The organism is Micromonospora sp. NPDC005553 (assembly GCF_042871765.1).
Taxonomy (GTDB): domain Bacteria; phylum Actinomycetota; class Actinomycetes; order Mycobacteriales; family Micromonosporaceae; genus Micromonospora.
Genome location: NZ_JBIAJD010000006.1, coordinates 92,292 through 118,820 on the forward strand (window position 1 = coordinate 92,292; position 26,529 = coordinate 118,820).

Below are 26,529 nucleotides of genomic sequence, written 5' to 3' on the forward strand. Positions count from 1 at the left end.
GCTTCGAGGTAGGGCAAGATGGCGCCACGGCCCAGTCACAGTGTCGTGTCGGGCCAGGGGGAGGGTGGAGCAGTGGGTGACATGCTGTGGACGCCGCCGGCGGACGTACGCGAGCGGTCCCGGATCGGTGCCTACCTGCGCTGGCTGCGGGAGCACCGCGGGTTGGACTTCGCCGACTACGACGCGCTGTGGCGCTGGTCCACCACCGACCTGGACGGGTTCTGGCGCTCGATCTGGGACCACTTCGAGGTGATCGCGCACACACCGCCGAGCGCCACCCTCGCCGAGCGGGGGATGCCCGGCGCCCGTTGGTTCCCCGACGCCACGCTCAACTACGCGGAGAACGTGCTGCGGATGCCGGGGCGGGCCGACGACGACCCGGTGGTGATCGCGCACGGGCAGACCCGCCCGCCGGTCACGCTCACCGCTGGAGAGTTGCGCGAGCAGGTCCGCCGGGTGTCGGCCGGGCTGCGCCGGCTCGGCGTCACCGCCGGTGACCGGGTGGCGGCGTACGCCCCGAACATCGCCGAGACGTACGTCCTGCTGCTGGCCACCGCCAGCCTGGGCGCGATCTTCTCGTCCTGCGCGCCCGAGTTCGGCACCCGGAGCGTCACCGACCGTTGGCAGCAGATCGAACCGACGGTGCTGGTCGCCGTGGACGGCTACCGGTACGGCGACAAGCCGGTGGACCGGCGTGCCGAGGTCGCCGCGATCCGGGCCGCCCTGCCGTCGCTGCGCCACACCGTCAGCATCGGCTACCTCGACCCGACGGGCCCCGCACCCGAGGGCGCGCTGGGCTGGGCCGAGCTGGCCGCACCCACCGACGAGCCGTCGACGTTCACGCCGGTGCCGTTCGACCACCCGCTCTACGTGCTGTACTCGTCGGGCACCACCGGCCTGCCGAAGCCGATCGTGCACGGCCACGGCGGCATCCTGCTGGAGCACCTGAAGATGCTCGCCCTGCACCACGATCTGGGCCCGGCCGACCGGTTCTTCTGGTTCACCACCACCGGCTGGATGATGTGGAACTTCCTGGTCTCCGGCCCGGCGGTGGGGGCGGCCATCGTGCTCTTCGACGGCAACCCGGGGGTGCGGGCGGAACCCGGCCGGCCGGCCGAGCCTGACCTGGGCGCACTGTGGCGGCTGGCGGCGGAGACCGGGACGACGTACTTCGGCACCTCCGCGCCGTACCTGCTGGCCTGCCGTAAGGCCGGTTTGGTCCCCCGGGAGGTCGCCGACCTGTCGGCGCTGCGCGGCGTGGGTTCCACCGGGGCGCCGCTGCCCGCCGAGGGCTTCCGCTGGGTGTACGAGACCGTCAGCGACCACGTCCAACTCCAGTCGCTCTCCGGTGGCACCGACGTGTGCACCGGTTTCGTCGGCGGGGTGCCGCTGCTGCCGGTGTACGCCGGTGAGATCGCCTGCCGGGCGTTGGGCGCCAAGGTGGAGGCCCGTTCCGCCGACGGCACACCGGTCATCGGTGAACTCGGCGAGCTGGTGATCACCGAACCGATGCCGAGCATGCCGGTGGGCTTCTGGAACGACCCGGACGGCACCCGTTACGCGGAGGCGTACTTCGACGTCTACCCGGGCGTCTGGCGACACGGTGACTGGATCACCATCAACGAGCGGGGTGGCTGCGTGATCACCGGCCGCTCCGACGCCACCCTCAACCGTGGTGGGGTGCGTCTCGGTACCGCCGAGTTCTACTCGGTGGTGGAAGGGCTCGACGAGGTCGTCGACTCGGTCGTCGTGCACCTGGAGGACGACGAGGGCGGCGCCGGTGAGCTGCTGCTCTTCGTGGTGCTGGCCGAGGGTCTGGAGCTGGACGACCCGATGCGCGCGAAGATCTGCCGTGAACTGCGCACGGCGCTCTCACCCCGGCACGTGCCCGACGAGATCCACCAGGTGCGTTCGGTGCCCCGCACCCTCTCGGCGAAGAAGCTGGAGGTGCCGGTCAAGAAGATCCTCACCGGCACCCCGGTCGACCAGGCCGCCGCGAAGGGTGCCCTCGTCAACCCCGAGTCCCTGACCGCCTTCGCGGCCCTCGCTCAGGCCCGCACGACGTCCTGACCCGCGGGGCGGGGTGTGGTCAGGAGAGGGAGTGCGTGACTTTTTCCGCGGTCAGCCGGGCGGGTAGGCGGGCGGGGTCCTGGTTGGCGCAGAGGACCACTGTGGCGGCCCGGGCCAGCGGGGCCAGCAGCCAGTCGACCGGGTCGGGGTGCCGGGCGGCGTCGATGAGGACCCGGGCGCCGGGGAGGATGCCCAACTCGGTGGCGCGGGCCTCGGCGCGGCTCAGCAGGTGCGCGTCGGTGGGGCCAGGGCCGGACTGCGGCGTGAAGTGGTCACCGTGTCCGCGTACCTCGACGACGTAGTCGGCGAATCCGGGCGGCACCTGTCGAAGTGGGGCGGCGAGCGGGGCCAACCCGAGGGCGTACCGCTCGTCGGCGGACCAGGACTGCGCCTCGTCGAACCTGTCGGCGGCGGCGAAGAGCACCCCCACCTCGCCCGGCGTGTCGACGACGCTCAGCTTGGCCGACCAGCAGGCCAGCAACACCGCCGCGGTCTGCCAGTGTGGCGGCAGCACCACGCCGGCCGGGGTGCCCGGCGCGAGGCCGACCTCGTCGACGAGGAGGTTGGCGGTCTTCGCCACCCAGTTCGCCACCGTGACGCCGGAGAGTTCGGTGCGGTCGCCGGTGGCGTCGTCGTACCAGGTGAGCAGCGGTCGGGTCGGGTCGGACGCGATCGCGTCGGCGAACACCCGGGCAATGTTGTCGGCCATCGGCGCGAACGATACGCCAGTGCGGGCCGTACTCGATGACGATGACAAGTCGGCGTACCGTCGGGTCGCAGTCAGCGTCGGCCCCGCGCCCCGGCGTAGGCTTTACCCCCGGAGTGTTGTTCCCCACAGTCTCGCCAGTACAAGGAGTCGCCCCGTGACCGCCGGTCGCCCGCCCCGCGTGCTCATCGACGCCACGAGTGTCCCCACCGACCGTGGTGGTGTCGGTCGATACGTCGACGGTCTGCTCGGCGCCCTCGGCAAGGTGTGCGGGTCGGGGGTGGAGCTGGCGGTGGTCAGTCTCCGCACCGATCTTGAGCGGTACACCCGCATGCTGCCCGGCGCGGAGATCATCCCGGCCCCGGCCGCCGTGGCGCACCGCCCGGCCCGGCTCGCCTGGGAGCAGACCGGCCTGCCGCTGCTCGCCCAGCAGGTCGGCGCAGAGGTGCTGCACTCGCCCTTCTACACCTGCCCGCTGCGGGCCGGATGTCCGGTCACGGTCACCGTGCACGATGCGACGTTCTTCACCGAGCCGGAGCATTACGACAAGTCGCGCCGCACGTTCTTCCGCAGCGCCATCAAGACCTCGTTGCGCCGCGCCAACCGGGTGATCGTGCCCAGCAAGGCCACCCGGGACGAGCTGATCCGATTGCTCGACGCCGACCCGACGCGGATCGACGTGGCCTACCACGGCGTCGACCAGGCTGCCTTCCACGCTCCCACCGAGGAGGAGAAGGCTCGGGTGCGAGCGCGCCTGGGGCTGGGCAACAGCAGCTACGTCGCCTTCCTCGGTGCCAAGGAGCCTCGGAAGAACGTGCCCAACCTGATCCGTGGGTGGGCGCGGGCGGTGGCCGACCGGGTCGACCCGCCGGCCCTGGTGATCGCCGGTGGGCAGGGGCACGACGAGGACATCGACCGGGCGGTGGCCGAGGTGCCGTCGCACCTGCGTCTGCTGCGCCCCGGCTACCTCCGCTACGGCGACCTGCCAGGTTTCCTCGGCGGTGCCCTGGTCGCCGCGTACCCGTCCTACGGCGAGGGGTTCGGGCTGCCGATCCTGGAGGCGATGGCGTGCGCCGCCCCGGTGCTGACCACGCCCCGGCTCTCGCTGCCCGAGGTGGGCGGCGACGCGGTCGCGTACACCTCGGAGGACCCGGAGCAGATCAGCATCGACCTGGCCGCCCTGCTCGACGACGAGCAGCGACGGTTGTCGCTGGCGAAGGCGGGGTTCGACAGGGCCAAGGAGTTCACCTGGGAGTCCAGCGCCGAGGTGCACATCTCCGCGTGGAGTCGCGCCCGCTCCTGACCCTCCGCACCACTGCGGGTGACCCGTGCCACTTTGGGCAGGTACGTCGGGCATGATGTGCGGATGCTTTATGCGGTCATTCCGGCAGGTGGCAGTGGCACGAGGTTGTGGCCGCTGTCCCGCGCCGGCCATCCCAAGTTCCTCCACCCGCTGACCGGCACCAGCGCCTCACTGCTCCAGGCGACGGTCGAACGGCTCGCGCCGCTGACCACACCGGATCGGATCCTCGTGGTCACCGGTGCCGCGCACGTCACGGCGGTGGCACGGCAGCTGGCCGTGCTGCCGGAGGAGAACATCCTGGTCGAGCCCTCCCCCCGGGATTCCTGCGCGGCGATCGCGTTGGCCGCCGCGGTCATCGCGGCACGTGACCCGAACGCGGTGATGGGCAGCTTCGCGGCCGACCACCTGATCCGCGACCCGGACAGCTGGGTCTGCACGGTCCAGGAGGCGGTCCACGGGGCCCAGCAGGGCATGCTGATGACCGTCGGGATCACTCCGACCCGTGCGGAGACCGGCTACGGCTACCTGGAGACCGGCGATCCGACCGAGGGTGTGCCGTGGCGGCCGGTGACCGAGTTCAAGGAGAAGCCGGCCGCCGAGGTGGCCGAGGCGTACGTCCGTTCGGGCCGGCACCTGTGGAACGCGAGCATGTTCGTGTGGCGGGTGGACGTCTTCCTCGCCGAGCTGGCCCGCCAGCAGCCGGCGCTGCACGCCGGCGTCGCCGCGATCGCCGCCGCCTGGGGCACCCCGGAGCAGGACGACGTCCTGGGCGCGATCTGGCCGACCCTGCCGAAGATCTCCGTCGACTACGCGGTGATGGAGGGTGCGGCCACGACGGGTCGGGTCGCGACGGTGCCGGGCGACTTCGGTTGGAACGACGTCGGTGACTTCCACACCCTCGGCGACGTGCTGTCGGCCGACGACGCGGGCAACGTGGTGCTCGGCTCGGAGGCCAAGCCGGGCGTGCTGCTGCGGGACAGCAGCAACCTCGTGGTCGTCCCGCAGTCGGGTCGGTTGGTGGCCGTGCTCGGTCTGCGCGACCTGATCGTGGTGGACACCCCGGACGCGGTGCTGGTCTGCCCGCGCGACCGGGCGCAGGACGTCAAGGGCCTCGTCGACGAGCTCAAGGGGCGAGGCGAAGAGGGCTACGTCTGAGAGCGGCGAGGGCCGGTGCGACCAGTTGTGCGGTCCCGCCGGCCAGTGGCTCGGGCAGCTGGTCCGGTGGGAACCAGCCCAGCTCCTCGGCCTCGTCGCTGACCTGCTCCACGGCCGAGGGCGGGGCGATCACCGCGAACCGGACGTCGTAGTGCGCCGAGCCGCCCTGACACTGCACCTGGTGCACGTCCACGTCGATCGGCACCGGGTCGATGCGAAGGCCGGCGATCCCGGACTCCTCGGTCGCCTCGCGGAGCGCCGCGCCGACCAGGGTCTGGTCGGTCGGCTCGCAGTGCCCGCCGAGCTGCACCCAACGCCCGAACTTGACGTGCAGGCAGAGCAGCACCCGGGAGCCGGTGGCGTCCAGCACCAGCGTGCTCGCGGTGATGTGCCCGGGGATGTGCTGCCGGCTCATCGCGACCGGGCCGGCGGCGAGCAGCGCCAGCGTCCGGTCCCGCGCGCTGGCCGCGTCCGGGCTGGTGGGCTGCCAGCCCTCCAGCAACGCGCTGGCGTCGGCGTGCAGCGCCTGGTACGTCTCAGGGTCGGTCGGCTGGGCGGTCGGGCCGGTCATCACGGTGTCGGGCACCCCGCCACTGTACGAGCGTGTGCTCCGTACGCTGGCTCGGTGACCCTGCGACTCGTCGAATTCGTGGTGGCCGGTAACGAGGCCAGCGATCTGTTGCCGGTGCGGTCGGCGGCGCTGCTGCGCGCGTACGGTGCCCGGCGGGGCTTCTGGACGGTGCTGGACGAGGGGCCGGTGGAGCGCTGCCTCGCGCTGCTGCTGGAGCGCGACGACGGGGAGTGGACGGCCCTGCACGTGCCGGCGGATGCCGGTGTGGAGAACGGGCGGACCGAGGACGGTGAGGCGCTCGCCCACCACGACGGCTGGGTGTACGTGTTCGGCTCCCACTTCGGCTCGAAGGCAGGCCCGCTGCGCCCTCGGCGCGCCTTCGTGGCCCGGTTCCGCGAGGACGACGCCGCGGCCGGGCCGGTGCCGGTGCACGTGGTACGCAACTCGTTTCGCCTGCACCGGGCGGTGAACGACGCTCTCGCCGCGGCGCCGCTGACCCTCCTGCCGGCGGGGGAGCGGGTGCGGGAGCGGTTCATCGTGGAGACGCTGGCTCGGGGGACCGTCCGGGAGAAGAGCTGGGTGAGCCGGTTGGCCCCGGACGACCTGCCGTTGAACGTGGAGGCTGCGGCGTTCACCCCGGCCGGGACGGTGCTGCTCGGGCTGCGCTTTCCGGTCACCGACGCCGGTGAGCCGATCCTGGTCGAGGTGGCCGGTGTGCCGGGCATGTTCACGGCCGAGCGGGCCTGGCCGCGGGCGTTGGGCGCGTACGTGCTGACCGGAGTCACCGCGCCGGGGCAGCTGACCGGCTTCCGCGCGATCACCCCGACGGCGGACGGCGGGTACGCGGCCGTGATCGGCTCGATCGACGCGCTGGGCAAGGGGTCGGTCCTGCTCGACGACCATCCGGGTGGGGGTGCGGTCACCTCCCGGCACGTCCGCTTCCGGCTCACCGGTGGCGAGGCCGGCGACGGGCGGCGGCTCGTCGGGGAGCAGGTGGCGGACCTGGCCCCGTTTCACCACGTCGAGGGCGTGGCGGAGCTGGACGGACGGTCGTTCTACGTCACGGACGAGGACCATCGGGTCGCGCTCTGGGTCGGCTGAGCCGGCACCGGGGGGCGGATGACCGGACGGCACCTCCGCGGAGCAAGGGCCGCAGACCCTCGTGGTGCCGTCCGATCACCGGGGCCTCCCCGGTCCCGGCGCCCCGGCAGCACGGGCGTCAAGGACGCACGGCGCCGTGTTCGGGCATGGGAAGCATGCCTAACCGGCCCCGGAGGCGTCGAGGTTTTTCAGTCCAGGCTTAAAGATGGAGATTACTGCCGGCCAGGTAGAGTCGAACGGTCATCCGGCATCCCCCTGTCGGCGACACAGGAGCGCTCCATGCTGAAGATCCACTTTTCCGGGGAGGACATCCTCCGGACCCGGGTGGCGCCGGCGGCGGACCCGGTCTGGGAGCTGGTCCTCAGCCTGCACGTGCTGCGCGGCCGCACCCGCGATCCGCTGACCGCCAACTGGCGGCGCAGCGTGGCCCGGGATCTGCGCCAGGACTCCGCCTCCGAGCAACTCCGCCTGCTCTTCGCGCTGAACCCGCCGCGTGGCTACTTCCCCGACTTCCTCACCCCGTACGCCAGCGTCGAGGGCTTCGAGGCCGGGCTGGACGCGCTCCGCCGGACCCCCGCCGAGTTGCTGCACCGGGACCTGAGCGTGCTGGCCGCCGAGAACCAGCTGCCCTCCTCCGCGGCAGCGCTCGCTCGCGGTGAGGTGTCGGCGCTGCACCACCTCGCCGAGTCGATGGAGCAGTACCGGTCGCTGGCGATCAGCCCGTACTGGGGCCGGATCCAGGCCGCGGTTGCGGCGGACCGCACGCGGCGGGCGCGGGCGCTGCTCGACGGCGGCGTCGAGGGCCTGCTCGCCAGCCTCCGGCCGACGATGCGCTGGGAGAGCGGGGTTCTGGAGGTCCACAGCTACCCGCACAGCAGGGAGCTGCACCTGGACGGCCGTGGGCTGCTGCTGGTGCCGTCGTTCTTCTGCGCTGCAACCCCAGTCGCACTGCTCGACCCGGCGCTGCCACCGGTGCTGGTCTACCCGGTGGACCGGCTGGGCGCACTGGTCTCCGCCGACGCCGACGTCGCGTCCGGTGCTGCCCGCGAATCACTCGCCGCGCTGCTGGGCCGCACCCGGGCGGCGGTGTTGCAGGCCAGCGACGAGGGCTGCACCACCGGGGAGGTCGCCCGCCAGCTCAACATCTCACCGGCGGCGGCGAGCCAGCACGCCACAGTCCTGCGCAACGCCGGTCTGCTGGTCAGCCACCGCGAACGCAACAGCGTGCTGCACACGTTGACCCCGCTGGGCCGGGCCATGCTGGACGCGTGACCCGGCCGTTCGCACAGGCCTTAGGGGCGGTTCTACAGGGCGAGCGCGGCGCTCGCCGGGCTGCCGGGCGGCGGCGGCAACAGTGTCGACCCGACACCCTGGGCGGCCAGGGCGACGCGCAGCCGGTGCAGGTCGGCGCCGAAGCGGACCAGACCGAACGGCTCGACGGGCGTCGGGGCCGAGCCGAGCACCAGGTCGGCGCCGTCCGGCCACCCGGGCATCTCGGCGACCAGACCGGCGCGTACCTCGGCCTCGTCGACCAGTGTGAAGACCGTGCCGGGGGCGACCACCCCGGCGACCGCGTCGATCGCCCGTCGCACCGCGGTCAGGTCCGCCGGCGTCGGGCCCGGACCGTCGGTCAGGGTGGCGGCGTCGGAGAGCCCGGCGGCGCGGGCTTCGGCGGTACCGAGCGAGAACAGGTCCTGTGCCGCGTCGCGGATCAGCGCCCGCGCGCCACCGGCGTCGTCCGGGTTGCTGGCCGGCAGATAGCCCCGCACCACAGCGACGGGGACCTGATCGCACTTGCCCTTGATCAGTTCGCCGGCACCCGCCAGCTCGTCCACCACGGCCATCTGGGTCAACTGCAACTCGTTGCCGTACGGGTCGACCTCGCCCCGGTGGTCCCGGATCGCCGTCATGCCGGCCACCCCGAGCGCCACGTCGGTGAGCCCGTTGCGCCAGGGCCGGCCCATCGTGTCGCTGATGATCACGGCCAGGTCCAGGTCGTAGCGCTCCCGAAGCGCGTCCCGAAGAGCCCGCGCCGAGGCGTCCGGGTCGACAGGCAGCAGCACAAGTTGGGTCTTGTCCACGTTCGACGCGTCGATCCCGGCCGAGGCCATGACGAAGCCGTGGTGGGTCTGCACGATCCGGGTCGCCCCCCGACTGGCCACCACCCGGGCGGTCTCACCGTCCAGGACCTCGTCCCGGGCGGCCAGCCGTTCCGGCCCGTCCGCCGGCACGTCGACGAGCCGCCCCTCCGCCTTGGAAACGATCTTGCTGGTTACCACCAGCACGTCGCCGTTGCGCAGCCACGGCGCGGCAGTCGCAATCACCGCAGCCAGATCGTCACCCTCGGTCACGTGACCGATGCCGAGCACCGGCAGAATCTCCAGCCTCACGTCAACTCCACCGCGGCGCGGACCATGGCCGCCGTCGCCGCCTCGTCGGTCATCCGCAGCGGCACCGCGCGGACCGTCACCTCGGGCACCACGGTGCCCGCGTCCTCCTCGGCCACCAGCCAACCGTCGAGCAGGCCGCCGCTCGCCCGGCCGCCGTAGAGCCGACCCACCCCCGCCGCGCTGCACTCCGCACCGAGCACGGCCAGGCAACGGTCGGCCATCCCCCGCACCGGCGCGCCGCCGATGATCGGGGAGACACCCACCACCGGCGCCGGGCCGTCCGCCACCGCCGCACGCAGCCCCGGTACGGCCAGCACCGGCGCGACGCTCACCACCGGGTTGCTCGGCGCGATCAGCACCAGGTCGGCCGAGGCGATCGCGTCCAGCACCCCCGGTGCCGGCTTCGCCGTCTCCGCGCCCACGAACACGAAACGGTGCGTGAGGATGTCGGCGCGGTACCGCACCCACCACTCCTGAAAGTGGATCGCCCGCTGACCCTGGTCGTCCTCCACCACGGCATGGGTCTCCAGGCGATCGTCCGTCGCCGGCAACAGGCGTACGCCCGGCTCCCAGCGGCTGGCCAGCGCCTCGGTGACCGCGCTCAACGGATAACCGCCGTTGAGCATGGTGCTGCGGACCAGGTGGGTGGCGATGTCCTTGTCGCCGAGGCCGAACCAGGTCGGCTCCGCCCCGTACGCGGCCAACTCCTGTTTGACCGTCCAGCTCTCGCCGACCCGACCCCAACCCCGTTCCGGGTCGGCGCCCCCGCCGAGGGTGTACATGACGCTGTCCAGGTCGGGGCAGATCTTCAACCCGTGTAACCACAGGTCGTCGCCGACGTTGACAACGGCGGTCACCTCAGCGCCGACGTCACGGGCGTACGCCCGGACGCCGAGCAGGAACCGGGCGCCGCCGATGCCGCCGGCCAGAACCACGATGCGCATGTCGACCATCCTCGCGCACGTGACGCCTCCGATCGGCGGGTGGCCCGGGAGACTAGGCTCACGGTCACCTGTCCGTTGATGCCCCGAGGGGGAGCTCGTGACCAGCCCCGCCGAGCCCGCGTCCGCCGACGCGACGCAGGCCCGCCAGCTGACCAAGCCACTACGGGAGCTCGCCGCGCTCGCGCTGCTCGGCGCCAACGCCGTGTTCCTCTTCGTGGGCCTGCTCCGGCTCATCGCCCCGAACGACTACAGCTCCTTCACCGACCGCGCGGGTAGTGCCTTCTACGCGTTCGTCGGGGTGGAGGCGGTGGGCCTCCCGCTGCTGGCGGTGCTGCTGGCCACGCACATCTCGCCGGTGTTGGCGAAGGCGAAGCTGATCACGCAGGCAGCTCTCGTCGAGTACGCGGTAAGCGCACTGTTCGGCACGCTGACCATGCTGATCTGGACGGTGGGCCGGCTGGCCGAGGCCGAGGTGCTCGACGCGCTGCTCGGTGTGCTCACCCGGTTCGCCTGGATGGTGATCTTCGCGATCGCCGCCTGGGTGGTCTACACCATCTGGCGCGCCCACTACTACGTGCCGCGAGCCAAGCCGCAGTCAGGCGTCTACGGCCAGCCCCAGCCGGGCTGGCCGCAGCAGCAGGGCGGTTGGCCGACCCCGGGTCAGCCCGGCGGCCAGCCGCAGGGTGGCTGGCCCGCTCCCGGCCAGCCCGGCGGCGGCTACCCGCAGGCTGGCCAGCCGGGTGGTGGTTACCCGCAGGCTGGTTACCCGCAGGCTGGTTACCCGCAGGCCGGCCAGTACGGCCAGCAGTCGCCACCGTTCCAGGCCCCGCAGTCGGCCCCGCCGTTCCCGCAGTCGGCCCCGCCGCACCCGCAGTCGGCCCCGCCGTTCCAGGCGCCGCAGTCCGCGCCCCAGGCGAACCCCGCCCCGCAGGCGAACCCCGCCCCCCAGTCAGCGCCGCCGTCCCCGGCCGTGCCGCCGTTCGGGCAGCCGCCGTCGGCCGACCCCACTCAGGCGATCCCGCGCCAGTCCGCCGACCCGACCGAGGTCATCTCCCACCCCACCGACCCGGACAACGACCGCACCCAACACATCAAGCCCAACGACCACCCCGACCAACCCCGCTGACGCGAAGACTGCGCCGATCTTGCACTTTCGGTAGTCGAAACGAGCGAGATATCCCTTAAGTCGGGACACAAACTGCAAGATCGCGAGGCTCCGGCACCACAACTCCGTCGATCATGGAGTTGTGGTGCCGGATTCGCGTTCTACGAGGCACTTTGTCACCCACCACAACTCCTTGATCGACGGGGCGCACCGCGCGGGAGGCTGCGACCGGGCACGGAGCACGGCATGGGGCGGGGCTCGGTGGGGACTGGTTGGGTGGCGTCGGGCTGCGCATAGGGTGAGTGGATGGTTGATCGCACCCACTCCGGCCCGAGCGATGCGAGCGTGCGGCGGGCCCTGGGCCGGGCCGCGAACGGGCGGGCGCTGGATCTCGACGAGGCGACAGCGCTGCTGTCCGCTCGTGGCGACGCGCTGGACGAGCTGCTCCGGCTCGCCGGGGGAGTCCGCGACGCCGGGCTGCGGGACGCCGGACGGCCAGGTGTGGTCACGTACTCCAAGAAGGTCTTCATCCCGCTGACGCGGCTCTGCCGGGACCGGTGCCACTACTGCACCTTCGCGACGGTGCCGCACCGGTTGCCGGCGCCGTTCCTGGACCGCGACGAGGTCCTCGCGATCGCCCGGGCCGGTGCCGCGCAGGGTTGCAAGGAGGCGCTGTTCACCCTGGGTGACCGGCCGGAGGAGCGTTGGCCGGCGGCGCGGACCTGGTTGGACGAACGCGGTTACGACTCGACACTCGACTACCTGCGGGCCTGTGCGGTGGCGGTGTTGGAGGAGACCGGCCTGCTGCCGCACCTCAACCCCGGGGTGCTGTCCTGGTCGGAGCTGCAACGGCTCAAGCCGGTCGCGCCGAGCATGGGCATGATGCTGGAGACGACCGCGACGCGGCTGTGGTCCGAGCCGGGTGGCCCGCACTTCGGCTCGCCGGACAAGGAGCCGGCGGTCCGGTTGCGGGTGCTCGAGGACGCGGGCCGGATCGGGGTGCCGTTCACCACCGGCATCCTGATCGGCATCGGGGAGACCCCGGGGGAGCGGGTGGACGCGCTCTTCGCGATCCGCCGCGTCCACCGGGAGTACGGCCACCTCCAGGAGGTGATCGTGCAGAACTTCCGCGCCAAGCCGGACACGGCGATGCGCGGCATGCCGGACGCGGAGCTGCACGATCTGGCCGCCACGGTGGCGGTGGCCCGGCTGCTGCTTGGCCCGAAGGCCCGGATCCAGGCCCCGCCGAACCTCATCGCCGGCGAGTACGACCTGCTGCTGCGCGCCGGCATCGACGACTGGGGTGGCGTCTCCCCGCTCACCCCCGACCACGTCAACCCGGAGCGCCCCTGGCCGCAGATCGACGAGTTGGCCCGGCACACCGAGCTGGCGGGGTTCACGCTGCGGGAGCGGTTGACGATCTACCCGGAGTACGTGCGCGCGGGTGACCCGTGGCTCGATCCTCGGCTGCTGCCGCACGTCGGCGCCCTGGCCGATCCGTCGACGGGCATGGCGGTCGAGTCGGCGATGCCGCAGGGACGACCGTGGCAGGAGCCGGAGGAGGTGTTCGGCGGGCGGGTCGACCTGCACGCCACCATCGACACCACCGGCCGCACCGACGACCGGCGCGGCGACTTCGACAGCGTCTACGGCGACTGGTCCGAGGTCGCTGGCAAGGTCACCCCGGAGGCGACCGCCCGCCGGGCGGGCGTACCCCCGGTGTCGGCCGGGGTCGGCGCGGACCGTGACCTGGCGGCCGGGTTGCGGCTCGCCGCCGACGACCCGGCGGCGCTGCTCGACCCCGCGCACACCGATGCCGCGCTGGCGCTGTTCGGCGCGGACGGGCCGGCGCTCGACGAGCTGTGCCGCCTCGCCGACGACGTGCGCCGTGCGGCGGTCGGCGACGATGTCACCTACGTGGTCAACCGCAACATCAACTTCAGCAACGTCTGCTACGTGGGCTGCCGCTTCTGTGCGTTCGCGCAGCGTGAGCGGGACGCCGACGCGTACCGGCTCTCCGTCGAGCAGGTCGCGGACCGGGCGGAGCAGGCGTGGGCCGCCGGTGCCAGCGAGGTGTGCCTCCAGGGCGGCATCGACCCGAAGATGCCGGTCACCGGGTACGCCGACATCGTGCGTGCGATCAAGGCCCGGGTGCCCGAGATGCATGTGCACGCGTTCTCGCCCATGGAGATCGTCACCGCCGCCGCGAAGGCCGGGGTGCCGGTCCGTGAGTGGCTGCTCCAGCTGCGCGAGGCCGGGCTGGACACCATTCCGGGCACCGCCGCCGAGATCCTCGACGACGACGTGCGCTGGGTGCTGACCAAGGGCAAACTCCCGGCCGCCGCCTGGGTCGAGGTGGTCAGCACCGCCCACGAGCTGGGCATCCGGTCCAGCTCCACGATGATGTACGGCCACGTCGACCACCCCGGGCAGTGGCTGGCGCACTTCCGGGTGCTGGCCGGGGTGCAGGACCGCACCGGCGGGTTCACCGAGTTCGTGGCGCTGCCGTTCGTGCACACGAATGCTCCGATCTATCTGGCGGGTATCGCCCGCCCGGGGCCGACGTGGCGGGAGAACCGGGTGGTGCACGCCATGTCCCGGCTGCTGCTGCACGGCCGGATCGACAACATCCAGTGCTCCTGGGTGAAGCTCGGCGACGAGGGCACCGTCGCGATGCTTCAGGGCGGCTGCAACGACCTGGGCGGCACGCTGATGGAGGAGACCATCTCCCGGATGGCGGGCTCCGACAACGGTTCGGCGCGTACCGAGGAGCAGTTGCGGGCCATCGCGAAGGCCGCCGGTCGTCCGGCGCGCAAGCGGTCGACTGCGTACGGTCACGCCCGGCCCTGACGTCGAACCTTTCCCCGCCACCGGCCGTACCACGCGATGCCGGTGGCGGTCGCGGCGAGGACCGCCGCCGGTGTCCCCTCAGGGGCCCGGCGGCGTCGCGAGACGGCACCGGACCCGTCCGTCTCCGCGGGCGCGTTCGCGCCACCGCCGGAAAGGTTGCCCATGACCAGTGATCAGCGGAAGCGGCAGTGGCCGCGACTGACCCGCCGGCAGACGTTGACCGCCGCGGCGAGCGCCACCCTCGGTGCCGCCGCGCTCACAGTGCCGGGCCTGTCGGCCGCGCAGAACGCCCCCGGAGCGGCCGGACGAGCCGACGAGCCGATCGTCGTGCACCTGCGTGACGCCGACTCCGGAACGATGGACGTCTTCGTCGGTGAGAGGCGCATCGAGGTACGCGACCGCGGCCTGGCGGACCGGCTGCGGCGCGCCGCCCGGCGCTGACCCGACCTTCTGCCCCGCCATCCTGTCCCCGCCCAGTGAGGTTGGTCCGTCATGTCTTCCCACCGCGAGGCCCCGGAGATAGCCAAGGATCCGGTCGCCGACAGCTCCGACCTGTACGCGTTCGTCAGCCCCGACAAACGCGACACGGTCACGTTGATCGCCAACTACGTGCCGTTGCAGCTCCCCTCCGGGGGGCCGAACTTCTTCGAGTTCGGCGACGACGTGCGCTACGAGATCCATATCGACAACGACGGTGACGGTCGCCCGGATGTCACCTACCGGTTCGAATTCACCACCGAGATCACCAACCCGAACAGTTTTCTCTACAACACCGGTCCGATCGATTCGCTGGACAGCAAGAACTGGAACCGGCGGCAGTTCTACAGCCTGACCCGGGTGGCCGACGGCCGCGAGCACCGGCTGGCGCACAAGCTGCAGTGCCCGCCGTGCAACGTCGGTCCGCTGTCCACGCCGACGTACGCCGACCTGGTGCGGCAGGCCACCTTCTCGCTCTCCACTGGGGAGCGGGTCTTCGCCGGGCAGCGCGCCGACGGGTTCTTCGTCGACCTCGGGGCGATCTTCGACCTCGGCACGCTGCGGCCGTTCCAGCAACTGCACGTCGCGGGGAAGAAGATCTTCAAGGCCGAGGGGGAGCCGGTCAACGCCACCGACCGGATGAACGTGCACAGCATCGCCGTGCAGGTGCCGTTGGAGCGGGTTCGTCGGCGCGCCAACCGCTACGGTGCCGCGGATCGGGCGTCGGTGATCGGGGTGTGGACGTCGGCGTCGCGCCGGCAGGTGCGGGTGCTCGGCGACCGGGGCGCGGCGGACACCAGCACCGGCCCGTTCACCCAGGTCTCGCGGTTGGGCAATCCCCTGTTCAACGAGGTCATCGTGCCGATGTCCAAGAAGGACCTGTGGAATTCGCTGCCGCCGTCGGAGGACAAGCGGTTCGCCCAGTTCGTCGAGCAGCCCGAGCTGGCCGCGTTGCTGCCGGCGCTCTACCCGGACGTCTTTCCCAACCTGGACAAGCTCACCAAGGCGAAGAAGGCCCGGGCCGACCTGGTGGCGATCCTGCTCACCGGCGTGCCGGCCGGGCTGATCGACGGCTTCACCAACACCACAGGTGATGTGCAGGCCGACATGCTGCGACTGAACACCGCGATCCCGCCGACCAGGCGCCCGGACCGGTTCGGGGTGCTCGGCGGCGACCTGGCCGGGTTCCCGAACGGGCGGCGGGTCGGCGACGACGTGGTCAGCATCGCCCTGCGGGCCATCGCCGGGGTCACCGTCCCGTTGGTGGACAAGACGTTCCGCCCGGACGCGGCGGCCGCCGCGGTCACCCCGGGGCTGAGCGCCGCCGACGTGACAGCGCCGTTCCTCGGAAACTTCCCCTACCTGGGTACGCCGTACGACGGGTTCAACAACCCGTCGGCGGCGTCCTGACCGGGGCGGGGAGCACAAATGCACGAGCACGCGTACGGGCCGACGGAGACGGGGACCGTCGTCCTCGATCTGGGCGGCGACACCGGTGCCCTGATCGTCTACACGGGTCGGGATCTGCACGGCCGGGAGATCGAGATCAGCCGCGACGACGACCGGCGGGTCCACTCGGCGGTGCGTGAGCGCCTGGTGCGCGACGGCTCGTTCCACAGCGCGGTCTATCCCGATCTGCCGAGCGGGATCTATACCGTCTGGTGGGATGATCATACGTCTGCCGGCACCATCACCGTCCATGGTGGAGCGGTGGCCGAGTTTGTCTGGCCGAGCAGCGGTTTTGGGGCAGCCGGCTGACCTCGACGCACCTGTTTCACCACCGCGCCCCGTCCACATTGTGGACGGGGCGCGAGTGCTGTCCGCAGCTCGACGGGCGGTCTGCGCCGCACCGCGTTAACCTGTCCCCCATTCAAGATCAGCTTAGGGGTGACGGTCTCTGGTGCCGGCCGCTCAGCGACTCGTCGGAGAAGCGCCACGGCAGAAAAGTCGGGCAACTCGCCGGAGAGGGCGTTACTCGGCCGGGGTCTGAATCGATAGGGCAGGTTGCGAGGCTGGACGGCCCGAGTGGCCGACCGGGGGTGTCGGGAGGGCGACTCCATTATCAAGTTTGGCTTGACGGCGCACGCATTACACGCGTGTAATTTGAATGGGGTTGTTCGCGCGGAACGCAACAAAACGGGACCGGACGGACAAGCACGCCTTTCGCGTGGGGGGTTGCAGCGGCGATGACGCCGGTGCGCGACAAGGAGGCATTTGATGGACGGCCAGCTTGAGGTGGCCGACCTGCTCGGAAACGCGCCGGAGTGGCAGGAGCGGGCGTTGTGCTCGCAGACCGACCCCGAGGCGTTCTTTCCCGAGAAGGGCGGCTCGACCCGCGAGGCGAAGCGGATCTGCTCGCGTTGCGAGGTCAAGACCGAGTGCCTCGAATACGCACTGGGTCACGACGAGCGGTTTGGCATCTGGGGTGGGCTCTCCGAGCGGGAGCGGCGCAAGTTGAAGCGGCGGGCCGCCTGAGCGGTGCGCGGGGCTGCCTGCGTGTTGTGAGGGGCCTGCGTGGTTGGGGACGCCTGCGTGGTTCGGGAGTCGAGGCGAAGGTTGCCTCAGCGGTGTGAGGGTCGGGGCGGGCTGCCGGGGGGCGGCCTGAGGTCGGGGCGGCGGGGGCCGCCCGACCGCCCGCTTCCCGCGCGGTCGGCGGTTGGGCTCGGCTCAGGCGAGCTCGTCCGGATCCACCCCGAGAAGGTTCGCCACCTGTTCGATGATCACGTCATGGACGAGATCGGCGAGGTCCTCACGGTCCATCGCCCGGAACTCCAGGGGCCGCCGGTACAGCACGATCCGCGGCGGCACCTCCTGCCGGCCCGGGCGGCCGGGCAGCAGCCGGGCCAACGGGACCTCGCCATCCTCCAGCACGTCCGAGTCGTAGACGTTCAAGTCCGGCGGGACGTCCTCGACAGCGAACTCGACCCCGGCCAGCTCCTTGGCGAACCGACGCTCCAGCGTCTCGACGGTGTCCAGGACCAGGTCGTCGAAGACCTCGGCCTTGGTCCGCGCCAGCGGCACAGTGGCCGGAACCAGCCGCCCACGCAGGCCGCGCCCGTGCCGGTCACGATGCCCACGCCGGCCAGAGGCGGGGCGGCGGTGTTCCGGGCTCGTCATGAGGCAAAGGGTAGCGCCCGTGTCGGGCTGGTCAGCGGCAGCGCCGCTCCCGTGGCGCGGCGCGCCCAGAACGTTCGACTGTGATCACCATGACGGGCGTGTCGCAACGCGAAGCGATGCGCCGGACCCGGTAATGGAGATACCCTGCCGCACGTGAGGTCACCACGGCGCTGCTCCCGTAACGGCTGCCCCCGGCAAGCGGTCGCCACATTGACCTATGTCTACAACGAGTCGACAGCGGTGGTGGGGCCGCTGGCGGCATTCGCCGAGCCGCACACGTACGACCTGTGCGAGCCGCACGCCCGCAGCCTGACCGCGCCGCGGGGCTGGGACGTCGTCCGGCACGAGGGCGAGTTCGAACCGCCGCCGCCGACCACGGACGACCTGGTCGCGCTGGCCGAAGCGGTCCGCGAAGCCGCCCGCCCGGCCCCCCGCCCCCCGGAGCCGGACCAGAACCGTCCCGAGCACCCCCACCAGACCGGCCGCCGAGGCCACCTCCGCGTAATCCCCCCCAACCACTAAAACCCCGCGCGCCCCACCAGTCCGCCGCGCCCCCGGCCCGGCCCGGCCGGCCCGGCCGCGCCCCCTTCCGGCGTTGATCATGAAGTTATTGCCCCGCGCCTCGGCGTGTCGTGGCAATAACTTCATGATCAACGGGGGCGGCAGTGGGGGTGGGGGTGGGGGTGGGGGTGGGGGTGGGGGTTAGAGCTTGGTCCAGGCTTGGGTTAGGACTGTGCGGAGGATCTGCTCGATCTCGTCGAAGTGCTGCTGCTCCGCGATCAGGGGCGGGGCCAGCTGGATGACGGGGTCGCCCCGGTCGTCGGCCCGGCAGTAGAGGCCCGCCTGGAACAGGGCGGTGGAAAGGAAGCCGCGCAGCAGGCGCTCCGACTCGGCCTCGGTGAAGGTCTCCCGGGTGGTCTTGTCCTTGACCAGTTCGATGCCGTAGAAGTAGCCGTCGCCGCGCACGTCGCCGACGATCGGCAGGTCGTGCAGCTTCTCCAGAGTGGCGCGGAAGGCATCCTCGTTGGCGCGTACGTGCCCCACCAGGTCCTCGCGGGCGAACACCTCCAGGTTGGCCAGCGCCACCGCGCAGGAGACCGGGTGCCCACCGAAGGTCACGCCGTGGGCGAACATGCCGGTCTCGGTGAGGAACGGTTCCATCAGCCGGTCGCTGGCGATCATCGCACCGAGCGGGGCGTAGCCGGAGGTGATGCCCTTGGCGGTGGTGATGATGTCCGGCTGGTAGCCGTAGCGCACCGCGCCGAAGTACTCGCCCAACCGCCCCCACGAGCAGATCACCTCGTCCGAGACGAGCAGCACGTCGTACGCGTCGCAGATCTCCCGTACCCGCTCGAAGTAACCGGGCGGCGGTGGGAAGCACCCGCCGGAGTTCTGCACCGGCTCAAGGAAGACCGCGGCGACAGTGTCCGGGCCTTCCCGCTCGATGGCCCGTCCGATCTCGTCGGCGGCCCAGCGGCCGAACGCCTCGGGGTCGTCGCCGTGCTCGGGCGCCCGGTAGAAGTTCGTGTTCGGCACCTTGATCGCACCCGGCACCAGTGGCTCGAAGTCGCTCTTGATGCCGGGCAAGCCGGTGATCGACAGAGCGCCCATCGAGGTGCCGTGATAGGCGATGTAGCGGCTGATCACCTTGTACTTGTTGGGCTTCCCGGTGCGCTTGAAGTACGCGCGGGCCAACTTCCACGCCGCCTCGACCGCCTCGGAGCCGCCGGTGGTGAAGAAGATCCGGTTGAGGTCGCCGGGGGTGAGCGCGGCGATCCTTTCGGCCAGCTCGACGGCCTTCGGGTGCGCGTACGACCAGAGCGGGAAGTAGGCAAGCTCGCCGGCCTGCTTGGCGGCGGCCTCGGCCAGCTCGGTGCGGCCGTGGCCGGCGTTGACCACGAAGAGCCCGGCGAGCCCGTCCAGGTAGCGGCGACCCTGCGCGTCCCAGACGTACGCTCCCTCGCCGCGCACGATGGTCGGCACCTCACCGGCGGAGTAGCTCGCCATCCGGGTGAAGTGCATCCAGAGGTGGTCGGTGGCGTTGGCCATGTCAGCCCCATCGGTCGTCGGGCCGGTCAAAGGGGTGAGGCCGGCCGCTCTGCCAACGGTTATCGCACAGTCGAGACCTCCGGGGCAAGTGTTATCGGCGGTATCACGGTCAGTTGGCGACGGATTCAGCGCACGTGCGCCACTGATGCAACGGAATCCGCACCACTGTTGGTCGGTCGATCGGTGGTCGGGAGGGGCCGGAGGTGTGCTGGTGGCTGCCTTTGGAGCTGAATCGTCTGCGACATCACGGCCGCCGATCGGGGTGGGGCCTGGTTCGGTGTCCGTTGTCCTTCCGGTTTGCCCTGCGGATCGCCGGATCTCTTGGGGCATCACGGCCGCCGGTCGGGGTTGGGCCTGGTTCGGGTCAGTTGCCTTCCCGGGTTCGCCCTGTCGATCGCCGAATCGTTTGCGACATCAGCTCCAAAGGACCCGCCCGGTGGTGGCGCCTCCCACGGCCGCCGGATCGATCCACACCGGTTCGCTGAAATCGCGGTGTCCGGACGTGGTGGATACCGCCGTATCGGTGAAGTCGAGTGGATCAAGCGTGGGGGAGGGGGCCTCGCGGGGCCGGGGAGGCGAGGGCTGAAGGCCGGGAGGGGTGGGTCTTGGGTCGGGGGACGCGCGGCCTTCGGGACGCTTGTGGGGCACTTCGGGGACGGCCTGGGGGCGTCCGGAATGCGCGCCAACACGTCACACCGCAACACGCCGGTAGTGCGAAGACATCGACACTCAGCGTGACTAACGTCCGCCGCGACGTGTATCGAGCGGCCCGTCTGCTGACCAGAGGAAGCTGCGAAACGGACGAGCGGCACAGACGAGCGGCACGGACGAGCGGCGCGGACGAGCGGCACGGGGAGCAGTAGCGGCACGGGGAAGCGGGCACGGATGAGCGGCGGGAGGGCCCAGTGGCGAACGAGGCGTTGCGGGTGGCGATGGCCGAGGCGGGGGAGACTGTCGAGTCGTTGGCCGAGAAGGTTCGCGTCGATCCGAAGACGGCGGCGCGGTGGCTCGCTTCTGGGCGCATTCCGCATCCGCGTACCCGGGTGGCGGTGGCTCAGGTGCTGCGCCGGGAGGCGGTCGATCTCTGGCCTGAGCCGTTCCGCCGTCGTGACCTGCCGTGGTTCCGGCCGTGGGCCGAGCTGGAACAGGACGCCGCGTCGCTCCGGTCCTACCAGCCGCTGCTCGTGCCGGGTCTGCTCCAGACCGAGGGGTACGCCCGCGCGATCCTTGGTACCGGCGGCCTGGTCGCACCGTCCGAGGTGGACCAGATCGTGGCGGGCCGTCTCGAACGGCAGGCGGTCCTGTGCCGCGATGCTCCACCGCAGCTCGTGGCGGTGATCGACGAGGTGGTGCTGCGCCGGTCGGTCGGCGACCGCGCCGTGATGGCCGGCCAGTTGGCCCACCTCGCGAGAGTGGCCGAGTGGGAACACGTGCAGGTCCGGGTCATTCCGGCCGAGAGCCCGTGGCACACCGGGCTGGCCGGCCCTTTTGTGCTGGGCCGGCTGCCCGACGGGACGGAATTGGCGTACCTCGACAATCAGCTCCGCGGTCAGGTCGTGACCGATCCCCTCGACGTCGCTAGCCTGGGACGCAGGTGGGAGAGCGTCACCGGCGAGGCGTTCCCCCAACGCCGGTCGATCGAGCTGATCAGGGAAGTGGCCACGACATGGACATGACCGACGCCCGCTGGCGCACCGCGACCCGCAGCAGCAACAACGGCGGCGACTGCGTCGAGGTGGCCGACAACCTGCCCGGTTGGGTGCTGGTGCGTGACAGCAAGGACCGCGACGGCGGCACCCTGGCCTTCGCGCCGACCGCCTGGGCGTCGTTCGTCGGCATGGTGAAACCGGGGCGTCAGGCCGTACCCCAGGTGTAGGTCTGCTTGCGCAGCTTGAGGTAGACGAACGCCTCGGTGGAGATCACCCCTGGCACCGCGCGCAGTCGTTGCAGGATCTCCAGCAGGTGGTCGTCGTTGCGGCAGACCACCTCGGTGAGCAGGTCGAACGACCCGGCGGTGATCACCACGTAGTCGACCTCGTCCAGCTCGGCCAGCCGGTCCGCGACCGCCTCCAGGTCGCCGTCGGTGCGTAGGCCGATCATCGCCTGCCGGTTGAAGCCGAGCTGGAGCGGATCGGTCACCGCCACGATCTGCATCACGCCGGAGTCGAGCAGTCGCTGCACCCGCTGGCGGACCGCCGCCTCGGACAGCCCGACCGCCTTGCCGATCGTCGCGTACGGGCGGCGGCCGTCCTCCTGGAGCTGCTCGATGATCTGCTTGGCCACGTCATCCAGCAGAGCGTGATTGGCGCCTTCACGGACAGCGACGCGTCGACTCCCGTTGCTGTTCTCGTGCTGCCGGTTTGTCATTGCCCGCTCCCCATGTCCCGAATCGTGATGTCGCGCGTGTATCACCGCGTAGTCTGGCGTATTTCGTCGTGCATCGCTATTCCCGCAACGGAATCCCTTGTAAGGGAGGTCACCTCATGTCAGGATCAGTCGTCCATGGCACTTGACCCTCCCGACATTCCCGCCGGCGTGCCTCCCCCGTCCCGCCCGCCGACGATGACCCCCTAGGAGTCGTCATGCGTACTCCCCTCCGGCCCCTCTCCCGGCGTGGACTGCTCACCGGCACTCTCGGTTCGGCCGCCCTGCTCACCATGGGCGGCAGCCTCGCGGGCTGCGGCACCAAGGGCGCGCAGCAGACCGAAGCTGGTTGTGTCAGCGAGGACCTCTCCGGCACCGAGAAGAAGCTCGCCTTCGCCAACTGGCCGCAGTACATGGACGTTGACGACGCTGACGAGTCCAAGCGGCCGAGCCTCGACGAGTTCATCACGAAGACCGGCATCCAGGTGACCTACACCGAGGACATCAACGACAACAACGAGTTCTTCGGCAAGGTGCAGAACCAGCTTGCCGCCTGTCAGAGCACCGACCGCGACATCATCGTGCTGACCGACTGGATGGCGGCCCGGATGATCCGGCTCGGCTGGATCCAGAAGCTGGACCCGGCGAAAATCCCGAACGTGCAGGCCAACCTGCTTCCGTCGCTGCTCAACCGCCCCTTCGACACCGAGAACCGGATCTCCATTCCGTGGCAGTCCGGCCTGGCGGGCCTGGCGTACAACGGCAACGTCACGAAGGAACTGCGGACCGTCGACGAACTGCTCACCCGCCCCGACCTCAAGGGCAAGGTGACAGCGCTCAGCGAGATGCGCGACACCATGGGCCTGCTGCTCGGGTCGAACGGGCACGACCCGGCCAACTTCACCGCCGCCCAGTTCGACGACGCCCTCAACAAGCTCAAGAAGGCAGTCGACTCCGGGCAGATCCGCAAGTTCACCGGCAACGACTACGCACCCGACCTGGCCAAGGGCGACATCGCCGCGTGCATCGGCTGGTCCGGCGACGTCATCCAACTGTCCGGTGAAGACGAGAAGGTGCGGTTCGTCGCGCCGGACTCGGGCGTGATGCTCTACAGCGACAACATGATGGTCCCCAACAAGGCCACCCACAAGGGCAACGCCGAAGCGCTGATCAACTACTACTACGAGCCGGCGGTCGCGGCGAAGCTGGCCGCGTACGTCAACTACATCTGCCCGGTCAAGGGCGCTCAGGCCGAGATGGAGAAGATCGATCCCGAGCTGGCCGCCAACCCGCTGATCTTCCCGGACGAAGCGCTGCTGTCGAAGTCCAAGGTGTTCATGGCCCTGGACGAGAAGCAGGAGAAGGAGTACGAGGGCAAGTTCCAACAGGTCATCGGGGCGTGATGAGGATGGCGCGCGAGACACCCGCCGGCGACCTGCGCCTGGCCGACCTCACCAAACGGTTCGGCGTCTTCACCGCTGTGGACGACCTGAGCCTGACCATCCAGCAGGGCTCGTTCTTCGCGCTGCTCGGCGCGTCCGGCTGCGGCAAGACCACCACGTTGCGGATGATCGCCGGCTTGGAGGAGCCGACCAGCGGCCAGGTGCTGCTCGGTGACACCGACATCGCCCGGCTGCGGCCGTACAAGCGGCCGGTGAACACCGTCTTCCAGAGCTACGCGCTCTTCCCGCACCTCACCATCTTCGAGAACGTGGCCTTCGGGCTGCGCCGACGCGGCATCCGCTCGGTCGACGACGAGGTCTCCCGGATGCTGTCGCTGGTGCAGCTCGACGGCTATGGCAGTCGCCGACCCGCCCAGCTCTCCGGCGGGCAGCAGCAGCGGGTCGCGCTTGCCCGCGCGCTGATCAACCGGCCGCAGGTGCTGCTGCTCGACGAGCCGCTGGGCGCACTCGACCTCAAGCTACGCCGACAGATGCAGATCGAGCTGAAGCGCATCCAGACCGAGGTCGGCATCACCTTCGTGCACGTCACCCACGACCAGGAGGAGGCCATGACCATGGCCGACACCGTCGCGGTGATGAACGCCGGCCGGATCGAGCAGCTGGGCGCCCCGGCCGACATCTACGAGTTTCCCGCCACCGCCTTCGTGGCGAACTTCCTCGGCCAGTCCAATCTGCTCGCCGGCGAAGCCACCGGCGTCGGCGGCGGCGACGTCGCGGTGACGGCGCACGGCACGCGCTTCTCCGTGCCCGCCGGCCGCGCACGGGCCGAGAGCGGTCCGGTCCACCTGGGGGTACGCCCGGAGAAGCTGATTCTGGTCGGCTCCGCCGACCAGGTGCCCGCCGGGCATCAGCACGTCACCGGAGTGGTCACCGACGCCTCCTACGTGGGAGTCAGCACGCAGTACCTGCTGCGCACCGGCTGGGGCACCGAGCTGTCGGTCTTCGCCGCCAACAGCGGGACGTCGACGACAGTGGCGGTCGGCAGCGAGGCCGTGGCGTACTGGGATCCGCGGCACGCGTTCCTGCTGCCCCGGGATGCCGCCGACACCGACCGGACGGCACCGGTGCTGGACGAGCCGGTGGGTGTGTCGTCGTGACCCTGCTGGCCCCCACCGGGTCGGGGCGCCCGCCCGCCGCGCCACCGGCAGCCCGGTCCGGGCGACGCCGACTCCTGCCGTACCTCCTGTTGTTGCCGGGTGCGGCCTGGCTGCTCATCTTCTTCGGTGTGCCGCTCGTGCAGTTGGCGGCGGCCAGCCTGTACGACCCCAGCGGCTCGCTCTCCACCGGGTACGCGATGACCTGGGCGGTCGGCAACTACCCGGACGTGCTCCACGCGTACTGGCCGCAGTTCCTGCGCTCGTTCGGCTACGCCGGGCTGGCCCTGGTGCTGGCGTTGCTGCTGGGCTACCCACTGGCATACGCCATCGCGCAGAAGGCCGGCCGCTGGAAGAACCTGCTGCTGGTGTGCGTCGTCGCGCCGATGTTCACCAGCTTCCTGGTCCGCACGCTGGCCTGGAAGACGATCCTGTCGGACAACGGCGCGCTCGTCGGTCTGCTGCGCGACGTGCACCTGCTCGCCCCGGACGGTCGACTGCTGGCCACCCCGTTCGCTGTGGTGCTCGGCCTGACGTACAACTTCCTGCCGTTCCTGGTGCTGCCGCTGTACGCGAGCCTGGAGCGGCTTGACCCGCGGTTGCTGGAGGCGGCCACCGACCTGTACGCGAGCCCGGTGCAGGCGTTCCGTCGGGTGACGCTGCCGCTGTCCATGCCCGGTCTGGTCGCCGGCACGCTGCTGTTCTTCATCCCGGCCAGCGGCGACTACATCAACGCGGAGCTGCTCGGCACCCCGAACGAATACATGATCGGCAACGTCATCGACTCGGCGTTCCTGGTCCGACTGGACTACCCGCAGGGCGCCGCGCTGTCGTTCCTGCTGATGGCGGCGATCCTCGCGGTGGTCTTCGGCTACCTCCGTCGAGCCGGCACGGAGGAGGTCCTGTGAGGGTTTCCCGTTGGTTGGCGGACCGCTGGGTGATGATCGTGGCGTTGCTGGTGCTCGGCTACCTGGCGCTGCCGATCCTGGTGGTGGCGGGGCTGTCGTTCAACCGGCCGTCGAGCCGACTGTCGTACGACTTCAACGAGTTCACACTGGACAACTGGCGGCAGCCGTGCGCCACCTCGGACATGTGCGACGCGGTGGTCCGCAGCGTGCAGATCGGCTTCATCGCCACGGTGGTCGCCACAGTGCTCGGCACCCTGATGGCGTTCGCGCTGGTCCGGCACCGCTTCCGTGGCCGATCCGGGATCAACGTGCTGATCTTCCTGCCGATGGCCACCCCGGAACTGGTGATGGGCACGTCGTTGCTGGCCCTGTTCGTGTCGGCGGGCGTACCGCAGGGTTTCTGGACCATCGTGATCGCGCATGTGATGTTCTGCGTGTCGTTCGTGGTGGTCACCGTGAAGGCGCGGCTCGCCGGGATGGACCGGCGGCTGGAGGAGGCCGCCATGGACCTCTACGCCAACGAGTGGCAGACCTTCCGGCGGATCACCCTGCCGCTGGTGCTGCCCGGCATCGTGGCCGCCGCGTTGCTGGCCTTCTCGCTCAGCTTCGACGACTTCATCATCACGAACTTCAACGCCGGCACCACCGTCACGTTCCCGATGTACGTGTGGGGTGCTGCCCAGCGTGGCATCCCACCGCAGGTCAACGTGATCGGCACGGCGATGTTCGCGGTCGCGTTGCTGCTCGTGGGGCTCAGCTCGCTGCGGGGTCGGCGGGCCCGCCGCGCCGCGCTGCTGTCCGCGCCGTCGGGTCACCCGCGTCGGTCGTCATGACCCGCCCCGATGCTCCGGACCACCCGACC

Annotated in this window: 25 protein-coding genes; 18 read left to right on the forward strand and 7 right to left on the reverse strand. The window is 70.8% G+C overall.

Annotation, left to right across the window (positions count from 1 at the left end; translation table 11 throughout):
• The first annotated feature begins 72 nt into the window (after positions 1–72).
• A complete protein-coding gene (locus tag ACFYPG_RS24300) occupies positions 73–2,070 on the forward strand; it encodes an acetoacetate--CoA ligase (protein ID WP_387353981.1) in 1,998 nt (665 codons plus the stop codon).
• A gap of 19 nt (positions 2,071–2,089) precedes the next feature.
• On the opposite strand, the gene ACFYPG_RS24305 is transcribed toward ACFYPG_RS24300, so the two are convergent.
• Positions 2,090–2,779 carry a TIGR03089 family protein gene (locus tag ACFYPG_RS24305; RefSeq protein ID WP_387353982.1) on the reverse strand — a complete coding sequence of 230 codons (690 nt, stop codon included), beginning with the start codon at positions 2,777–2,779 and terminating at the stop codon, positions 2,090–2,092.
• A 154-nt stretch (positions 2,780–2,933) separates the two neighbouring features.
• Between ACFYPG_RS24305 and ACFYPG_RS24310 the strand changes: the two genes are divergently transcribed.
• Together ACFYPG_RS24310 and ACFYPG_RS24315 are read left to right on the forward strand one after the other, a co-directional pair.
• On the forward strand, positions 2,934–4,079 hold the full coding sequence (locus ACFYPG_RS24310; protein WP_355005605.1) for a glycosyltransferase family 1 protein: 1,146 nt from the start codon (positions 2,934–2,936) through the stop codon (positions 4,077–4,079).
• A gap of 63 nt (positions 4,080–4,142) precedes the next feature.
• A complete protein-coding gene (locus ACFYPG_RS24315) occupies positions 4,143–5,234 on the forward strand; it encodes a mannose-1-phosphate guanylyltransferase (RefSeq protein WP_387353983.1) in 1,092 nt (363 codons plus the stop codon).
• Here the strand turns inward: ACFYPG_RS24315 and ACFYPG_RS24320 are convergent.
• On the reverse strand, positions 5,203–5,805 hold the full coding sequence (locus ACFYPG_RS24320; protein ID WP_387354233.1) for an NUDIX hydrolase: 603 nt from the start codon (positions 5,803–5,805) through the stop codon (positions 5,203–5,205). The genes ACFYPG_RS24315 and ACFYPG_RS24320 overlap by 32 nt on opposite strands.
• A 54-nt stretch (positions 5,806–5,859) precedes the next feature.
• On the opposite strand from ACFYPG_RS24320, the gene ACFYPG_RS24325 reads away from it, so the two are divergent.
• Both ACFYPG_RS24325 and ACFYPG_RS24330 read left to right on the forward strand, forming a co-directional pair.
• A complete protein-coding gene (locus ACFYPG_RS24325; RefSeq protein ID WP_387353984.1) occupies positions 5,860–6,906 on the forward strand; it encodes a hypothetical protein in 1,047 nt (348 codons plus the stop codon).
• A 279-nt stretch (positions 6,907–7,185) separates the two neighbouring features.
• A complete protein-coding gene (locus ACFYPG_RS24330) occupies positions 7,186–8,178 on the forward strand; it encodes an ArsR/SmtB family transcription factor (protein ID WP_387353985.1) in 993 nt (330 codons plus the stop codon).
• 32 nt (positions 8,179–8,210) lie between these two features.
• Here the strand turns inward: ACFYPG_RS24330 and ACFYPG_RS24335 are convergent, their stop codons facing one another.
• Positions 8,211–9,296 carry a coenzyme F420-0:L-glutamate ligase gene (locus ACFYPG_RS24335; protein ID WP_387353986.1) on the reverse strand — a complete coding sequence of 362 codons (1,086 nt, stop codon included), beginning with the start codon at positions 9,294–9,296 and terminating at the stop codon, positions 8,211–8,213.
• Complete coding sequence (gene cofD / locus ACFYPG_RS24340) at positions 9,293–10,240, reverse strand: 2-phospho-L-lactate transferase (RefSeq protein WP_355005600.1); 948 nt, start codon at positions 10,238–10,240, stop codon at positions 9,293–9,295. Before cofD ends, ACFYPG_RS24335 begins: the two co-directional genes overlap by 4 nt.
• A gap of 97 nt (positions 10,241–10,337) precedes the next feature.
• Between cofD and ACFYPG_RS24345 the strand changes: the two genes are divergently transcribed.
• From ACFYPG_RS24345 to ACFYPG_RS24370, 6 genes are all read left to right on the forward strand, one after another.
• The gene (locus ACFYPG_RS24345; protein WP_387353987.1) at positions 10,338–11,366 is read left to right on the forward strand and encodes a hypothetical protein; all 1,029 of its coding nucleotides are present in this window, start codon (positions 10,338–10,340) and stop codon (positions 11,364–11,366) included.
• 285 nt (positions 11,367–11,651) lie between these two features.
• Positions 11,652–14,195 (forward strand): bifunctional FO biosynthesis protein CofGH, encoded by a 2,544-nt coding sequence (locus ACFYPG_RS24350; protein ID WP_387353988.1) that lies wholly within the window; start codon positions 11,652–11,654, stop codon positions 14,193–14,195.
• A gap of 162 nt (positions 14,196–14,357) precedes the next feature.
• The gene (locus ACFYPG_RS24355; RefSeq protein WP_355005597.1) at positions 14,358–14,636 is read left to right on the forward strand and encodes a hypothetical protein; all 279 of its coding nucleotides are present in this window, start codon (positions 14,358–14,360) and stop codon (positions 14,634–14,636) included.
• Positions 14,637–14,687: 51 nt separating this feature from the next.
• The gene (locus ACFYPG_RS24360) at positions 14,688–16,082 is read left to right on the forward strand and encodes a DUF4331 domain-containing protein (RefSeq protein WP_387353989.1); all 1,395 of its coding nucleotides are present in this window, start codon (positions 14,688–14,690) and stop codon (positions 16,080–16,082) included.
• Positions 16,083–16,100: 18 nt separating this feature from the next.
• A complete protein-coding gene (locus tag ACFYPG_RS24365) occupies positions 16,101–16,430 on the forward strand; it encodes a phospholipase (protein WP_355005595.1) in 330 nt (109 codons plus the stop codon).
• 459 nt (positions 16,431–16,889) lie between these two features.
• Positions 16,890–17,147 (forward strand): WhiB family transcriptional regulator, encoded by a 258-nt coding sequence (locus tag ACFYPG_RS24370; RefSeq protein WP_007455784.1) that lies wholly within the window; start codon positions 16,890–16,892, stop codon positions 17,145–17,147.
• Positions 17,148–17,339: 192 nt separating this feature from the next.
• On the opposite strand, the gene ACFYPG_RS24375 is transcribed toward ACFYPG_RS24370, so the two are convergent.
• Positions 17,340–17,789, reverse strand: a complete 450-nt coding sequence (locus ACFYPG_RS24375) for a metallopeptidase family protein (protein ID WP_355005594.1) — start codon at positions 17,787–17,789, stop codon at positions 17,340–17,342.
• Positions 17,790–17,942: 153 nt separating this feature from the next.
• On the opposite strand from ACFYPG_RS24375, the gene ACFYPG_RS24380 reads away from it, so the two are divergent.
• Positions 17,943–18,311 (forward strand): DUF3499 domain-containing protein, encoded by a 369-nt coding sequence (locus tag ACFYPG_RS24380; protein ID WP_238691079.1) that lies wholly within the window; start codon positions 17,943–17,945, stop codon positions 18,309–18,311.
• Positions 18,312–18,491: 180 nt separating this feature from the next.
• Here ACFYPG_RS24380 and ACFYPG_RS24385 read toward each other — a convergent pair whose 3' ends face one another.
• A complete protein-coding gene (locus tag ACFYPG_RS24385) occupies positions 18,492–19,838 on the reverse strand; it encodes an aspartate aminotransferase family protein (protein ID WP_355005593.1) in 1,347 nt (448 codons plus the stop codon).
• 932 nt (positions 19,839–20,770) lie between these two features.
• Between ACFYPG_RS24385 and ACFYPG_RS24390 the strand changes: the two genes are divergently transcribed.
• On the forward strand, positions 20,771–21,514 hold the full coding sequence (locus ACFYPG_RS24390; protein WP_387354234.1) for a Scr1 family TA system antitoxin-like transcriptional regulator: 744 nt from the start codon (positions 20,771–20,773) through the stop codon (positions 21,512–21,514).
• Positions 21,505–21,714: a DUF397 domain-containing protein gene (locus ACFYPG_RS24395; RefSeq protein WP_355005592.1), complete on the forward strand. Its 210-nt coding sequence runs from the start codon at positions 21,505–21,507 to the stop codon at positions 21,712–21,714. Before ACFYPG_RS24390 ends, ACFYPG_RS24395 begins: the two co-directional genes overlap by 10 nt.
• Here ACFYPG_RS24395 and ACFYPG_RS24400 read toward each other — a convergent pair.
• Positions 21,693–22,205 carry an Lrp/AsnC family transcriptional regulator gene (locus ACFYPG_RS24400; RefSeq protein ID WP_355005591.1) on the reverse strand — a complete coding sequence of 171 codons (513 nt, stop codon included), beginning with the start codon at positions 22,203–22,205 and terminating at the stop codon, positions 21,693–21,695. The two genes, ACFYPG_RS24395 and ACFYPG_RS24400, sit on opposite strands and share 22 nt — an antisense overlap.
• A 215-nt stretch (positions 22,206–22,420) precedes the next feature.
• Between ACFYPG_RS24400 and ACFYPG_RS24405 the strand changes: the two genes are divergently transcribed.
• Genes ACFYPG_RS24405 through ACFYPG_RS24420 form a run of 4 tightly spaced genes read left to right on the forward strand, consistent with a single transcriptional unit; the run spans position 22,421 to position 26,500 of the window.
• Entirely contained in the window at positions 22,421–23,605 is a 1,185-nt protein-coding gene (locus ACFYPG_RS24405; protein WP_355005590.1) for a spermidine/putrescine ABC transporter substrate-binding protein, read from the forward strand.
• Positions 23,605–24,762 carry an ABC transporter ATP-binding protein gene (locus ACFYPG_RS24410; protein ID WP_387353990.1) on the forward strand — a complete coding sequence of 386 codons (1,158 nt, stop codon included), beginning with the start codon at positions 23,605–23,607 and terminating at the stop codon, positions 24,760–24,762. Before ACFYPG_RS24405 ends, ACFYPG_RS24410 begins: the two co-directional genes overlap by 1 nt.
• Complete coding sequence (locus ACFYPG_RS24415) at positions 24,759–25,667, forward strand: ABC transporter permease (protein WP_387353991.1); 909 nt, start codon at positions 24,759–24,761, stop codon at positions 25,665–25,667. Before ACFYPG_RS24410 ends, ACFYPG_RS24415 begins: the two co-directional genes overlap by 4 nt.
• Positions 25,664–26,500, forward strand: coding sequence for an ABC transporter permease (locus tag ACFYPG_RS24420; protein ID WP_355005587.1), 837 nt, complete (start codon positions 25,664–25,666; stop codon positions 26,498–26,500). Before ACFYPG_RS24415 ends, ACFYPG_RS24420 begins: the two co-directional genes overlap by 4 nt.
• Positions 26,501–26,529: the final 29 nt, after the last annotated feature.